Here is a 13938-nt window from a genome sequence, read left to right as displayed (position 1 = left end):
AAAATCCCACCTGGACTTTCAGACGGGATTTTTTTCTCTATATTCGATTCATAAACCAGTACTGTGTGATTGCTAAATATTCTCGTACATTCGATGGAATGATGATTGGTTTCGGTGTTTTTGCCGGAAGACCTTCTAATTGTAAACCTTGTTTTGCCGCTATTTTTTTCGCTCTAAACATGTGGAAATCGTTTGTTACGATCATTCCTTTTTTCATATTGTCCGGAATTAAAGGTTTTGAGAATTTAATATTTTCATCAGTACTCGTTGACTTATCTTCCATTCTAATGCGGTCTTCTGCAATTTTTAATTTCATTAATTCATTTTTCATTGCTAATGCTTCTGAAATATCTTCCCCTTTTCCTTTCCCTCCAGATACAATAGCGATTGCTTTCTCATGTGATTTCAAATACTCAGCTGCTTTATCAATACGATATTGCAATGAGTACGATGGTTTCGTTCCGTTTACTTTCGAGCCCAATACAATTATATAATCAGCTTCATAGGTCGCATTCATTTGCCCATGCTTATAAATGTTATATTGTAAAAATCCCACATAAACGGCGCAAACCATTATAATTCCTATCATATACTTAATTATTTTTTCTTTTTCATATCCATATACTCCTATGTTCTTTGCTTCTTTCATGATAATATCCATTTATTTGTTTGTATACAGACAAATTCCAATTCAACCTAATTTATCCTCTAGAAAGTAATATTTATATTTCTTTCGGGAACAGTAAGTACAACTTTGCACGAAGGAGTGTCTCTATTGCTTCTCTTTTTATGTAACGTATCGTTCTTTTTTATTTTATTTTTACTATCACTTAAGATGCTCGGTAAATCAGCTTTAGCACAACTAACTCCTCATGATTTTGGTGCTATTATCTTTTTATCTTATTTAGCTTTTCAGGCCATACCAGTCTCTGGTGCTTTGCAAGCATTTCTCGGTATGGTTATTATCACATGTTTACATTTACTCCTTACAAAATTAAGCCTATTCAACAAACTAAATCGTTTTATTCTCGGACACCCTATCATTTTAATTAAACATGGTGATATTATTTTTGAGAACTTACAAAAAAGTAGATACCCCATTGCAGAACTGCTTTCTAATCTTCGCGTTGCAGGATATCCAAGTGTTCATGAAATTGAATACGCTATTTTAGAAGCGAACGGCGCTATTAGTATTTTACCAAAAAGAGAACTTGTACCATTAACTCCAAAAGATTTAAACATAGAAGTTAAGTATGCTGGATTACCAATTGCACTTATCGTCGATTCACAAATTCAATATGATAACTTAAAATTAATACATAAAGATGAAAAATGGTTATATAAAGAATTAAAGGAAAAAGGAATTACAAATATTAAAAACGTTGCCTTTGCTTCTGTTCAAGAAACGGATGGATCTTTTGCGATTAGTTTAAAGGAATAAAAAAATCCCCTTAATTGCTTAAGGGGATTTTTTTCATCATATCGCTTCTTTCTCTCCTGCCATATTTAATGGAACAGGATGTTTCATACGATTCATCGTAAATACGATAATCGCTGTCATTACTTCTGCAACTGGCATAACGAGCCAAATTCCGTTTATCCCAAATAATTTCGGCATAATCCATAACAATGGAATAATAAATAGTAATCCTCGGCTCATTATAATAAGTACTGATTTCTTCGTTTGTCGCACTGATTGGAAATACTCTCCATACACAATGTTATAACCTAAAAATACGTATTGGATAAAGAATAAGCTAATACCTGTTAAGGTTAACTCCAATAATTCTGGAGATTGAACATCAAATAAACCAATGATATATTTCCCGAAGAATAATCCGACAATTATCGCAATGCCTCCGAGGACAACTGCAATTTTCACAGCAAACTTCAATCCTTCACGAAGTCTCTCTGATAAATTTGCCCCATAATGGAAACTAGCAATTGGCTGTAATGCTGCTCCAACACCAAAGAATAATAGTAATGTCATTGCATGAATACTATTCACCATCGCATAGGAAGCTACTCCTACTTCTCCTGCATATTGGACGAATGCGATATTAAAACCAATCGTTACGATTGCAACCGTACTTTCTGCTGTAAAACTTGGGAAACCAATCACCATAATTTGTTTGACAGTATCCCATTCAAAATGGAATTTCGTCCACTTTAAAATACTACTTTTTCTAAAGAAATGAGTTAATAATACAAGGAAACCAATCGCTGCCGAAAGAATAGTCGCTGAAACAGCACCTGTTACGCCCCATCCAAAGATAAAAATAAAGATATAGTCAAACACTATATTTAATACAGCTGTTACAACAAGACCAGCCATTGCTAAATTAGGATTTCCATCATTTCGTATGAATGTACTTAAAATATTTTCTAAAACGTATATCATTCCAAATGTTAATAATACGTGTAAATAGTCTAACGCATATGGTAGAATCACTTCATTTGCACCAAATAAGTATGCTAAATCTTCTATTCTCCATAAGCAAATAGCCGCTAAAACACCTACGATAACAACTGCTACCGTCATGGATTGAGTAAAAATAGACCTTGCTCTCTCTCGTTTATTTTCACCTAATGCAATGGAGTATAACGTTGCCCCGCCCATTCCGATCCATAATGAAATAGAGAAGAAAATCGAAAATGCTGGAATAGCCACGTTCACTCCTGCTAAACCGTTCGCCCCAACTCCTCTACTAATCATGACCGCGTCAATTAAAATATTCACTGACATTAATACCATTCCAAGAACGGCTGGTATTAAATAAGAAATAAATAAGCTTTTTATCGGTTTTTCTCTTAATTTTTCTGTTGCTTCCATACTCTAATATGCTCCTTTTTTTCAACTCTCTTTTCTTAGTTTAAACCTTCAAGTAACTTGAAGGTCAAGAGAGAATTAAAAAAACAGGTAACTGACTTATACTAATGAATGTAAATTTGTAATCAATTCAAAGGTGTTCATCTTATTTTTTTACTACAGGAATTTGAATTTCTGTTACTTGCTCCTCTGGATTTTCTGTTACAGACCAATCAATCAATCCAATCTCAATCGAATCTCCATGTACTTCGTAATCTTCTTTATCAATGTATGTAAGTAACTCCTTGTACGTTGCATCTGTTTCTTCATACGGTCCATGATGATAAGAGCAAGCATATAAACCTTCTTTAATTTCATCTGAAGTATGCACTTCATACGGCATATAATCCAAAAGAATAAATACACTGCTATATGCTTGAAACTCATTTTGCATTAATCCTTTTTTCGCAACAGTTACACCAATATCTCCAGAAAATAAACTATCATCCATTTGCCTCATATTTTTTTGTAACGAATGAATGTAGTACTCAAACATATCATCCGTCGTATTTGGAGCAACCGCAATTGCTGTAATTTTTCGCTGCGGAATCTCTTTAATTACCATTTGTTCAGCTTTTGCTTTTGTTGCTTTCTTAATTAAATGAATTCTATGCTCCATTTTCGCCAAAGCATACTCAATTTCTCTTTGTTTCTTCAGCATCATCTCTTGTTGTTTTTCCAGTAAATTGAGTGCGTATGCTGGATTTCTTTCATCAATATATTTCTTAATTTCCTTTAACGGAATATTTAACTGGCGTAAAAATTTAATCGTATCTAACAGTGAAAATTGATCGATTGTATAATAACGATAATTCGTTTGAGGATCCACAATGGACGGATGAAAAATTCCTTTTTCATCATAATACCTTAATGTAGATTCTGCGATATTATGCATTTTCGCCATTTCTCCAATTGTAAAACGTTTATTTAATAACATCTTTTATTTCCTTCCATTTCTATTTATTTCATTATATGTTCATTTTCTCTTCAAAACAAAAAAGAATTCCCATACGAGAATTCTTTTTTACTATTAAACCTCTATTATTATAGGAAGAATCATCGGCTTTCGTTTTGTATTTGTATATATATACTTCCCTAATGCTTCTCTTACCTCCCTTTTCAAAATACCCCAGCTATTCACATTCTCTTTCTTTAAATTATTAATCGTAATAACAGCTAATTTATTTAATTCTCTTAGAAATTCTTCTGAATCACGGACATAGACAAATCCACGAGAAATAATATCTGGACCTGAAATTATTTCTCCATCCACTTTATTAAAAGTAATAACTATAACGAGCATTCCATCTTCTGAAAGTTGTTTACGATCACGTAATAATGCATTTCCAACATCTCCAATTCCTAATCCATCTACATATATATTTCCTGCCTGTATTCTTCTAGATTGAATTGCCACTTCATTACTTATATCTACAACATCTCCATTACGTACAATAAAGATATTTTCCTTTTCAATACCAATTGATTCTGCTAACAAACTATGGTGGTGTAGCATTCTAAACTCTCCATGAATTGGAATAAAATATTTTGGCTTCATTAATGTAAGCATTAACTTCAACTCTTCTTGATATGCATGACCGGATACATGCACTCCAGTAGAACTACCTGATCCGTAAATCACCTTTGCTCCTAATGCAAATAAATTATCGATAATTCGAGAAACGTTACGTTCATTTCCTGGGATAGGGGTTGCGGCTATAATAACCGTATCTTCTGGTAAAATATCCACTTGTCTATAGTTTCCACTAGCTAAACGCGCTAAAGCTGCCATTGGTTCTCCTTGACTTCCTGTACAAAGTATTGCAACCTGCTTTGGATCTAAACGATTTACCTCATTTGCTTCAATCAACATACCTTCTGGAATATGTAAATAACCTTTCTCTAGAGCAACCTCTACTACATTTACCATACTTCTCCCTAGCAAAGCTAGTTTTCGATTTGTTTTTATACATGCTTCAACTATTTGCTGAACACGATTCACATTAGAAGCAAACGTAGAAATAATTACTTTTCTATTTGCTTTCATAAATATTTCCTCTATCCGTTCTCCTACTGACCTTTCTGATGGAGTAAAACCTGGACGTTCTGCATTTGTGCTTTCAGATAATAAAGCTAGTACACCTTCACTTCCTATTTTAGCCATTTTATGAATATCAGGGTGTAGAAATAATTACTTTTCTATTTGCTTTCATAAATATTTCCTCTATCCGTTCTCCTACTGACCTTTCTGATGGAGTAAAACCTGGACGTTCTGCATTTGTGCTTTCAGATAATAAAGCTAGTACACCTTCACTTCCTATTTTAGCCATTTTATGAATATCAGGGTGTTGATTATTTACTGGTGTTAAATCAAATTTAAAATCACCTGTATGTACTACAGTACCTTCTGGTGTATGAAAAACAATACCGAGACAATCCGGAATACTGTGGTTCGTTTTAAAAAAAGTTGCCTTAATAGAACCACAATCAATTTCTGATTCTGAATGAATAACGATTAATTCCGTATCATTTTGAAGATTGTGTTCCTTTAATTTAATTTCAATTAAACCTAACGTTAACTTTGTTGCATAGATTGGTACATTTAGTTGTTTTAAAAAATATGGTATTCCGCCAATATGGTCCTCATGCCCGTGCGTTACTATTAAACCGCGAATTTTTTCTTTATTTTCTTGCAAATATGTGACGTCTGGAATTATTAAATCAATCCCTAATAAACTTTCATCTGGAAATTTAGATCCACAATCAATGACGACAATATCATTTTCATATTGGATAGCATACATATTTTTTCCTATTTCATTTACTCCACCTAAAGCAACAATAGACAAGTTATTTTTTAATGCCTTCAAATTATAAATCCTCCCTTTCACAGTTATAGTTCGTGAAATAGTATGTAGAATTTATTATTTGTAATGGAAAAGGACTTCATACTATTTTATACATATAAAATTCACACACTACTCTTACACCTATATCCCAATAAGACAGCTTCTTCCTCAAAAAGCTCCCATTTTTTCATTGATTTTTTATAAAATCTATTATATATTAATTACAGGTTCAAATTACGAGTTCAAAAGAACTTGTAATCAGACCCTTTTGTTTAATGGGTTTTACATATTTTCATTAGGCAAATTCCGAGAAATCGTATGATAAAATTAAAAATGACGAGGAGAGGATCAGATGGAATTCGAATTTTTCTTTCAAATTGCACTTATTTTATTAAGTACAAAGCTTGCTGGTGATCTTAGTGTTAGATTAGGTCAACCTTCTGTACTAGGTAAATTAATTGTCGGTATCGTTATCGGTCCAGCTGTATTAGGTTGGATTGAAAATTCAGAGCTTCTAACTCAATTAAGTAATGTCGGAGTTATTCTTTTAATGTTTATGGCTGGACTTGAAACAGACTTAGAAGAATTAAACGCAAATCGTAATTCTTCTTTAGCAGTTGCACTCGGAGGTATCATTCTTCCATTCGTAGGTGGTTACGTTTCCGGTCTTGTGATGGGAATGGAACAAGGAAACGCTGTATTCTTAGGATTACTTCTATGTGCGACAAGTGTTAGTATTTCCGTACAAACACTTCGTGATTTAGGTAAAATGAAAACACGTGAAAGTACAACTATGCTAGGCGCAGCTGTATTTGATGACATTCTTGTTGTTATTTTATTAGCATTTGCAATGAGCTTCTTAGGTACTGATGATGTTAACTTAACAATGGTTATCTTGAAGAAAGTAGTATTCTTCGCTTCTATTATTTTAATCGGATGGAAAGGTGTTCCTGCGATTATGCGCTGGTTATCACCACTGCGCGTATCTGAGTCTATCGTGAGCGCGGCTCTTATCATCTGTTTCTCATTCGCATATTTCGGCGAATTATTAGGAATTGCTGGTATTATCGGTGCTTTCGCTGCTGGTATTGCAATTTCTCAAACAAACTACAAACATGAAGTAGAAAAGAAAGTAGAACCAATTGCTTACGCTATGTTCGTTCCAGTATTCTTCGTTAGTATCGGTATGAATATTACATTTGACGGTATCGGCAATCAAATTTGGTTCATCTTAGCATTAACTGTTATCGCTGTATTAACGAAATTAATCGGCTGTGGATTCGGTGCTCGAATGACTGGATTTGACGCTAAGTCTTCTGCAATTATCGGTGCTGGAATGGTTTCTCGTGGTGAAGTTGCACTTATCATCGCAGGAACAGGACTTTCTTCAGGTCTATTGGCACAAGATTACTTTACAGCAATCGTTATTGTCGTTATTTTAACTACAATGATTACACCACCAATGTTAAAATACACTTTTGGTGCAAAAGATAAAGCAATGAAAGCAAGTAAATAAATTTACTATAATAAAAGGAGATTGCTATTTTATAAGATAGCAATCTCCTTTTTGTTTTATCTTTAAACAATCCCGTTCTTTTTTAACCATTTTTCAAAAATAATTCGTGCTTCATCATCATCAATATCATTGCCAAATGAATACACCATAATGCCATAATCATCTATATATTTACCTAGCTTCATTCCCTCCACTTTCTTATAAAAATCGTCTGCCTCATAGTGCGGAATATAAGCATCCCAAACTGGTTCATTTATTCTTTTGTACGCCGTCACTTCTAAATCATATCCGTCTTCATAATATCCGATGTGATAATGTTTGTTAGGATCATATTTCTCCATTAAAAGTCCCCTCCTACTAAACAAGAGCGAGCCTTATATTACAGCTCGCTCCTCTCTCTATTTATTAAATACGCTCCATCGCTGTCTTCAACGTTCCAACAACGAAAGCAATCTCTTCACTTGAAATAACAAGAGGCGGCGCTAATGTTAAAACGTTATTATATCCTGCTGTTGTCATACCGTTTCGTCCTATAATTAAGCCCTTTTCTTTACAAGCATTTACAACACTTGCAATTTTGTCGTTATCAATTGGCTCTTTCGTCTCTTTATCATTTACTAATTCAATTCCAACTAATAGACCTTTTCCTCTAATATTCCCAACAAGCGGATGTTCCCCAATTTCATCTTTTAGTTGCTCTAATAAAAGGGAACCCATTTGCGCAGATCGCTCGATTAAATTTTCATTTTCCATAATCTCTAAGTTTTTAAGTGCTAATGCACAAGCTGCTGGATTTCCACCAAATGTATTAATATGGCGGAAAAATTCATATTCTCCTTTACCTTTAAAAGCCTCATATATTTCTTTTTTCACAGCTGTTGCAGATAATGGTAAATATGCGCTCGTAATGCCCTTTGCCATTGTAATAATATCTGGCTTCACATCATAATTCATAAACCCAAATGCTTTTCCTGTACGACCGAAACCGCAAATTACTTCATCACTAATAAGCAAGGCACCGTGTTTTTGACACGTCTCATGAACAGCTTTCATATAGTCTTGTGGTGGCATTAATATGCCCCCGCCTGTAATAATTGGTTCCATAATAAAAGCGGCAATTGTTTCACTTAATTCCCACGTCATAACACGATCGACTTCTTTCACACATTCTACATCATAAATATGCTGCCCTTCAATTTCAGGCATACGGTAACAATCCGGTGGTGTTACGTGTAAAAAACCTGAAGCAAACGGCTCATACTGATATCTACGCTGCGCTTGTCCCGTCGCTGCCATTGTCGCCATTGTATTCCCGTGATACCCACGGTAACGTGACATAAATTTATAACGATGTGGTTCACCTTTTTGAGCATAGTATTGCCTTGCTATTTTAAAAGCTGTTTCGTTCGCTTCTGAACCACTATTTGAGAAGAAAATAACATACTCTCCCCCAAGCCACTCATTTAACTTTTCAGCAAGCTTTATAGCTGGCTCATGGGATTGTGACATTGGAAAGTATGATAATGTTTGTAATTGCTTATAAGCCGCTTCTGCGAGCTCTTTTCTTCCATATCCACTATTGACACACCAAAGGCCACTCATACCATCTAAATATCTTTTTCCTTGTATATCTTCAACCCAGCACCCTTCAGCTTTTGCCCCTACCATTGTACTATTTGGACTAAAGGGACGCATTCCGTGCCAAACATATTGCTCATCTTTTGCTAATAATTCATCAGTTTGCTTCGTTTTCATCATTACTTCCACCTTCCATAACAACTTATTTTTCACAAAAGCTGCGCTGGTGCCATGATGACTTAAATTTCTCCCTGCTATTTTCATTCCACAAAATTAAGACAAATCCTACTTACAAATCAGTAATATTTACAAGAAAATGACAAAAGAAAAAAGAGCTTTTCTTATCTATCGAAAAGCTCCTCTTTTATTTAATGTGAAGACGCATCGCTAATGCCATGACCAGTATTAGATTTCACTAGAATTTCATCAAATTTCGCTTCATCTTCTTTCTTACTAGATAAAACCGTTCCTAAATATGCTGCAAGAAATCCGAGTGGAATTGAAATAATTCCTGGTGTCGTATATGGGAATAACGCTTCCCCAACAAAAATAGCTTTTCCAGCTACAGGGTTCCAAACATTCGGACTCAACGCTACGAGAACAATTGCTGATACGAGACCTACAATCATACCCGAAATAGCACCCGTTGTATTAAAACGCTTCCAATATATTGTAAATAAAATTACTGGTAGATTTGCACTCGCTGCAACTGCAAATGCTAATGATACTAAAAATGCTACGTTTAATGTTTGGGCAAATAATGCAAGTATGATAGATAGTATCGCTACTCCAATAGATGCATAACGAGCCATGGATACTTGCTCTTTTTCCGTTGATTTTCCTTTACGAATGATTTCATTATAAAAATCATGAGCGAATGCTGATGCTGCTGTTAATACAAGACCTGCCACTACAGCCAAAATGGTTGCAAAAGCAATTGCTGATACGAAAGCAAATAAGAAGTCTCCACCTAACGCTTTGGCTAATAAAGGTGCCGCCATATTACCAGCTGGGTTCGCTTTAATAATCGCTTCATTTCCTACAAACGCTGCCGCACCAAATCCTAAGAAAATCGTCATAATATAAAATGCACCAATTAACCACGTCGCATATACGACAGATTGACGTGCAGTTTTTGCATCACGTACTGTAAAAAAGCGGACAAGTATATGTGGTAATCCAGCTGTACCAAGTACTAGTCCTAAATTTAAAGAAAGTGTATCAAGACCATCCTTATACTTTACACCTGGATTTAAAAATGAATCTTTTAAAGGTGTAGCTGTTTTCATTTGAGCGAACATTTCAGTCACGCTGAAGTTGAATTTTGCGAAAACGATAACAGAAATAATAAACGTACCAGCCATAAGTAATACAGCCTTTACGATTTGTACCCAGCTCGTTGCTGTCATACCTCCAAAAATAACATACACCGTCATAAGTGTTCCAACGATTAATACAGATGTCGTATATTCAATCCCTAATAATAATTTAATAAGTGCACCCGCGCCAACTAATTGTGCAATCATATAAAAGATAGAAATCGTCATCGTATTAAGAGCTGCAACTCCGCGAACTTTTTTCGCATCAAAGCGTGCTGCAATCATATCCGCCAAAGTGTACTTTCCTAAATTTCTAAGCGGTTCTGCAACAAGATATAGTACAACTAGATAAGCAACTAAAAAACCGATACTATAAAAGAATCCATCAAACCCAGTTAATGCGATTGCTCCAGCTATACCGAGAAATGAAGCAGCAGACATGTAATCTCCAGCAATGGCCAGACCATTTTGCCAACCAGTTAATCCCCCTCCAGCCGTATAAAATTCACTCGCATTTTTCGTTTTTTTCGATGCAAAATAGGTTATGACGAGCGTACCAAGAACAATAATTAAAAATAGTGCAAATGCAGTAGTATTCAAGTTCAGCCCCTCCCTTTTTGCATATCTTGCAGAATTTTTCGGGAGATTTCATCAAATGATTCTGCTTTTTTGCTATAAATCATACATAGTGCCCATGTCATGATAAATTGGGAAAAAGCAAATACCCACGCCCATGTAACGTCTCCAAATGCAGGTGTATTAAGCACCTTTGAATACGATGTTAGAATAGGTAATGCGATAAAAAAACTAAAAAAGAAAATACTCATTGGAATGATAAACTTCTTTTTCGTATTTAATAACAATTGAAATTCTTCCGACTGAACGACCTCTGTATAATTCACCTCATTTTGCAACTTACGTGCTGACGTATCGTCTCGTTTCATTAACCGATCCCCTCTCTTACTTGAAATACACTTCCCCCTTGCATACCTAAAGACTAAATTTTATAAATATTCAGAAACTTATATTCATTTTAGACAATCCATGCATTCATGCAAAGATTTTTTGATAGACATTTTTCGGCAATTTCCCCTAAATTTTTAATATACTTTTTCAAAATAAAGTGACACTTTACTTATTTATCCTCATTAAGACAAAAGCAGTGCTTAACGCACTACTTTTGTCTTTTTTTCCTTTTCTAAATTACGAGCCGTTTCGCTTAGCTCAACATCTTTTCCGTCTTTCAGTGTTCCAAATATAAAATCGAATACTGGATTTGAAACACCAAACCAAAACTTTTCATTTTTATAATGGTGTAATATATGTTGTTTTTTTAGCCATCTTCCAAACTTAGTGACGGGACGAATCGGTCTATGAGCAATATAATGTTTCCATTCGTAAACGAGCAGCATAATAATCATTCCGATTCCAAATGAAAGTGTAATAGTAACACTTTTTGTAATACCATATGCTATAAGTAAATATATAGTAAAACTAGGTATACTAAACCATACAGGTAAAAACAAAAGTTTTAAATCATCTGGATATACGTGGTGATCATAATGCAATCTTCTTAACATTTTTAATAGAAATGTGTTTTTAGGTGGCTTTATATGGAATAAAAAACGATGTGTCATATATTCATTAAGTGTATAGAAAACAATCCCAAACATACATGCTAACATGCCAAACCACGTAAAAAATTGCATTTTTAAAATAATAATGAAAACAAATAGAATGCTATACATAATAACGATATCATGTTGTAAAAAGAACTCTTTCCCCACTTTCTTCATCTTGTTTCCCCCTTTTCCCAAAAAACAGCCGCAACATATCGTTACGACTATTTCTTTTCTATTCTTATTCTATTCACTTTACAAATTTGCCTGCTGTTCTATTGTCGAGAAAAAATTGTTTGGTCCAAATATATTTTGCTTCGGAATAATATGTTCCACTGCAAACACTGTTACTTCTCCTCTTTGCACTTCTCCAATAATGAGCCCAAATATTTCATGATTTACTGCAAACGTCGGTTGCTTTGTTTGTAACAATCTTGCAGCATTATGAAATACCGCTTCATATAGTGGATTTCTATCAGTAATTTCTTTTCGGATTTTTGGCGCTAACGTAATTATAATTTCTTTTCCGTCAATAGTGGTTCGATACATAAAAATCTCCCCTTCAATCTTATGTGAACAACTGTAAAGCTTTGTATGCAAAATGTATAGAGTAACCTACTAAAATAATACCTGCTCCAGCTGTTATGTAGCCAAGCGCTTTTGGTTTTAATAAAGTTCTTCCAAAATGTACAGAAAAAGCAATATTTAAATTCCATAAAATAATACCAACAATAATGCAAAGACTGTACAAAAAAGCTTCTTGTTTCGTTACCTTCGTAAGTAATGAGCTAAGTGTACTTCCGTATATACCAAACCAAAAAACAAGATTTAATGGATTGGATATCGCAATTAAAAATCCTGCCATAAACGATTGCTTAAGGCCACCTACCTCTTCTTTTTTATATTCCATATTCGAGTCGAAAATTCCTTGTTTTACACTTTGAAATCCTAAATAAAATAACAAGAAAAAACCCGTGCAATACATGAAGGCTTGTACATATGTATACATAAACACAGAAGATAAACCGAAATAAATGAGAAGCATAAATAAAACATCTGCAGTCATTCCACCAATTCCAACAACCCAAGCGTGCCAAAACCCACGTTCAATTCCTCGTTTTAACATTTCAATATTAATCGGCCCTACTGGCGCAGCTAATGATATACCTAATACGATTTGCTGTATAATTGCTCCAAACATCGCTCTATCCTTTCTACTCTCTTTACTACTAGTTAATGATGTAATTTGAAAAAATAGACTAGCTTTCATAATAAAATACCCTTTTTTATCCAAAATATACAAAAGAGCCATCTAGGTGATGGCTCTTACTTTTCTATCCTATGAAGAAAAGGACATTTCCCTTTTATTGGCTCTACATCGTCTCCTATGAAATATTGTTTCCATTCACGATGCTCTGGGTCACCATAATGACTAATGTTAGGATGTTTCGGCAATTGATCCCACTTTTCAACTCGCTCACGAACCATTTGTCTTGAATATGCTCCTTTAGGACGATCTCCCTCTAATCCATCAAAAATAGTGCGTGGCTGAAACCCAATAACGAGAGAATTCCCTAAATGTCTAGTTTTTCGTTGTTTATAAGCTGGCGCATTTCCAAATGCGAATATTGGCTCACCACCAAATGAAAATTCCCATAAATAATGGTCTGGATCTTCAGGAATTTGCTTTGGCCATGCTTGATTATCGTTTTCATGTAAATACTGTAACACTTTCCAAAAGGAATCACGGTAATATTCGAGTGGCTGTTCTTCACATTCCGGTTCTACAAAAAGGAAAAAGCCCCTTCTTACAATCGGCCTCTCTTTCATTAACTCTAAAAAAGATAACATTGTATGTGGTAAATGACTCCAATCATTATGAGAAAGAAATGAATAACGAAGTTCATTCTTTTTCAAAGCTGTTAAACCGAAATAACATGGAAAAGTTGGTTCTAACACAACATTTGAAAAAATCTCAAATTCTTTTGCAACCCAATCCGGTATGTCGGTTCTCGTTCTCATTCCTTCATTATCTAATAAGTAAGACTTATTCATTCTTTCACCTCATTATGTATAGCATTCAATTAAGAATATTATATACTCAGCCTGTCCTATACCTATTTAAAAATTTGACTGAAAAATTATTTAAAAATACAAAAAAATAAAATCGCTTACTTGACTAAATTCT

13 protein-coding genes and 2 pseudogenes are annotated in these 13938 nt (G+C 34.3%); 2 read left to right on the top strand and 13 right to left on the bottom strand.

Features of this window, described 5'->3' with window-relative positions:
* Positions 1-37 precede the first annotated feature (37 nt).
* Positions 38-649, bottom strand: a complete 612-nt coding sequence (locus AC3WVZ_RS06965) for a YdcF family protein (RefSeq protein ID WP_233936217.1) — start codon at positions 647-649, stop codon at positions 38-40.
* A gap of 126 nt (positions 650-775) precedes the next feature.
* Between AC3WVZ_RS06965 and AC3WVZ_RS06960 the strand changes: the two genes are divergently transcribed.
* Complete coding sequence (locus AC3WVZ_RS06960) at positions 776-1441, top strand: DUF421 domain-containing protein (protein ID WP_000923928.1); 666 nt, start codon at positions 776-778, stop codon at positions 1439-1441.
* Positions 1442-1477: 36 nt separating this feature from the next.
* On the opposite strand, the gene AC3WVZ_RS06955 is transcribed toward AC3WVZ_RS06960, so the two are convergent.
* The 4 genes and pseudogenes from AC3WVZ_RS06955 to AC3WVZ_RS06940 form a co-directional block, all read right to left on the bottom strand.
* On the bottom strand, positions 1478-2833 hold the full coding sequence (locus AC3WVZ_RS06955) for an MATE family efflux transporter (RefSeq protein ID WP_233936216.1): 1356 nt from the start codon (positions 2831-2833) through the stop codon (positions 1478-1480).
* Between the two features lie 142 nt (positions 2834-2975).
* Complete coding sequence (locus AC3WVZ_RS06950) at positions 2976-3806, bottom strand: MerR family transcriptional regulator (RefSeq protein ID WP_233936215.1); 831 nt, start codon at positions 3804-3806, stop codon at positions 2976-2978.
* A gap of 93 nt (positions 3807-3899) precedes the next feature.
* A pseudogene (locus AC3WVZ_RS06945) lies at positions 3900-5051 on the bottom strand (ribonuclease J); the annotation flags it as partial.
* Between the two features lie 10 nt (positions 5052-5061).
* Positions 5062-5739: pseudogene (locus AC3WVZ_RS06940) on the bottom strand (ribonuclease J); the annotation flags it as partial.
* Positions 5740-6070: 331 nt separating this feature from the next.
* Here AC3WVZ_RS06940 and AC3WVZ_RS06935 point away from each other — a divergent pair.
* Positions 6071-7234, top strand: coding sequence for a cation:proton antiporter (locus AC3WVZ_RS06935; protein ID WP_000393901.1), 1164 nt, complete (start codon positions 6071-6073; stop codon positions 7232-7234).
* A 62-nt stretch (positions 7235-7296) separates the two neighbouring features.
* Here AC3WVZ_RS06935 and AC3WVZ_RS06930 read toward each other — a convergent pair whose 3' ends face one another.
* The 8 genes from AC3WVZ_RS06930 to AC3WVZ_RS06895 form a co-directional block, all read right to left on the bottom strand.
* Complete coding sequence (locus tag AC3WVZ_RS06930; protein ID WP_000417068.1) at positions 7297-7575, bottom strand: DUF3986 family protein; 279 nt, start codon at positions 7573-7575, stop codon at positions 7297-7299.
* A gap of 64 nt (positions 7576-7639) precedes the next feature.
* Positions 7640-8989, bottom strand: coding sequence for an aspartate aminotransferase family protein (locus AC3WVZ_RS06925; RefSeq protein ID WP_000850962.1), 1350 nt, complete (start codon positions 8987-8989; stop codon positions 7640-7642).
* 191 nt (positions 8990-9180) lie between these two features.
* Positions 9181-10731, bottom strand: coding sequence for a solute symporter family protein (locus tag AC3WVZ_RS06920; RefSeq protein ID WP_001098240.1), 1551 nt, complete (start codon positions 10729-10731; stop codon positions 9181-9183).
* Positions 10732-10733: 2 nt separating this feature from the next.
* Positions 10734-11075 (bottom strand): DUF485 domain-containing protein, encoded by a 342-nt coding sequence (locus AC3WVZ_RS06915; RefSeq protein WP_000817366.1) that lies wholly within the window; start codon positions 11073-11075, stop codon positions 10734-10736.
* Positions 11076-11297: 222 nt separating this feature from the next.
* A complete protein-coding gene (locus tag AC3WVZ_RS06910; RefSeq protein ID WP_000755401.1) occupies positions 11298-11927 on the bottom strand; it encodes a sterol desaturase family protein in 630 nt (209 codons plus the stop codon).
* A gap of 78 nt (positions 11928-12005) precedes the next feature.
* Positions 12006-12299: a hypothetical protein gene (locus tag AC3WVZ_RS06905; RefSeq protein WP_000286361.1), complete on the bottom strand. Its 294-nt coding sequence runs from the start codon at positions 12297-12299 to the stop codon at positions 12006-12008.
* A gap of 19 nt (positions 12300-12318) precedes the next feature.
* Positions 12319-13062, bottom strand: coding sequence for a LysE family transporter (locus AC3WVZ_RS06900; RefSeq protein ID WP_001196841.1), 744 nt, complete (start codon positions 13060-13062; stop codon positions 12319-12321).
* A gap of 14 nt (positions 13063-13076) precedes the next feature.
* Positions 13077-13805 (bottom strand): YqcI/YcgG family protein, encoded by a 729-nt coding sequence (locus tag AC3WVZ_RS06895; protein ID WP_001043767.1) that lies wholly within the window; start codon positions 13803-13805, stop codon positions 13077-13079.
* Between the last annotated feature and the right edge of the window lie 133 nt (positions 13806-13938).

The organism is Bacillus sp. CPT56D-587-MTF (genome assembly GCF_058792335.1).
Note: the sequence above shows the minus strand (reverse complement) of the source record. Positions and strands in the feature narration are given on the sequence as shown.

Bases quoted from the DNA above. Each gene is read 5' to 3' on its own strand.
- AC3WVZ_RS06965 (WP_233936217.1), bottom strand. From the start codon at position 649: ATGAAAGAAGCAAAGAACATAGGAGTATATGGATATGAAAAAGAAAAA.
- AC3WVZ_RS06955 (WP_233936216.1), bottom strand. From the start codon at position 2,833: ATGGAAGCAACAGAAAAATTAAGAGAAAAACCGATAAAAAGCTTATTT.
- AC3WVZ_RS06950 (WP_233936215.1), bottom strand. From the start codon at position 3,806: ATGTTATTAAATAAACGTTTTACAATTGGAGAAATGGCGAAAATGCAT.
- AC3WVZ_RS06935 (WP_000393901.1), top strand. From the start codon at position 6,071: ATGGAATTCGAATTTTTCTTTCAAATTGCACTTATTTTATTAAGTACA.
- AC3WVZ_RS06930 (WP_000417068.1), bottom strand. From the start codon at position 7,575: ATGGAGAAATATGATCCTAACAAACATTATCACATCGGATATTATGAA.
- AC3WVZ_RS06925 (WP_000850962.1), bottom strand. From the start codon at position 8,989: ATGAAAACGAAGCAAACTGATGAATTATTAGCAAAAGATGAGCAATAT.
- AC3WVZ_RS06915 (WP_000817366.1), bottom strand. From the start codon at position 11,075: ATGAAACGAGACGATACGTCAGCACGTAAGTTGCAAAATGAGGTGAAT.
- AC3WVZ_RS06910 (WP_000755401.1), bottom strand. From the start codon at position 11,927: ATGAAGAAAGTGGGGAAAGAGTTCTTTTTACAACATGATATCGTTATT.
- AC3WVZ_RS06905 (WP_000286361.1), bottom strand. From the start codon at position 12,299: ATGTATCGAACCACTATTGACGGAAAAGAAATTATAATTACGTTAGCG.
- AC3WVZ_RS06900 (WP_001196841.1), bottom strand. From the start codon at position 13,062: ATGGCTCTTTTGTATATTTTGGATAAAAAAGGGTATTTTATTATGAAA.
- AC3WVZ_RS06895 (WP_001043767.1), bottom strand. From the start codon at position 13,805: ATGAATAAGTCTTACTTATTAGATAATGAAGGAATGAGAACGAGAACC.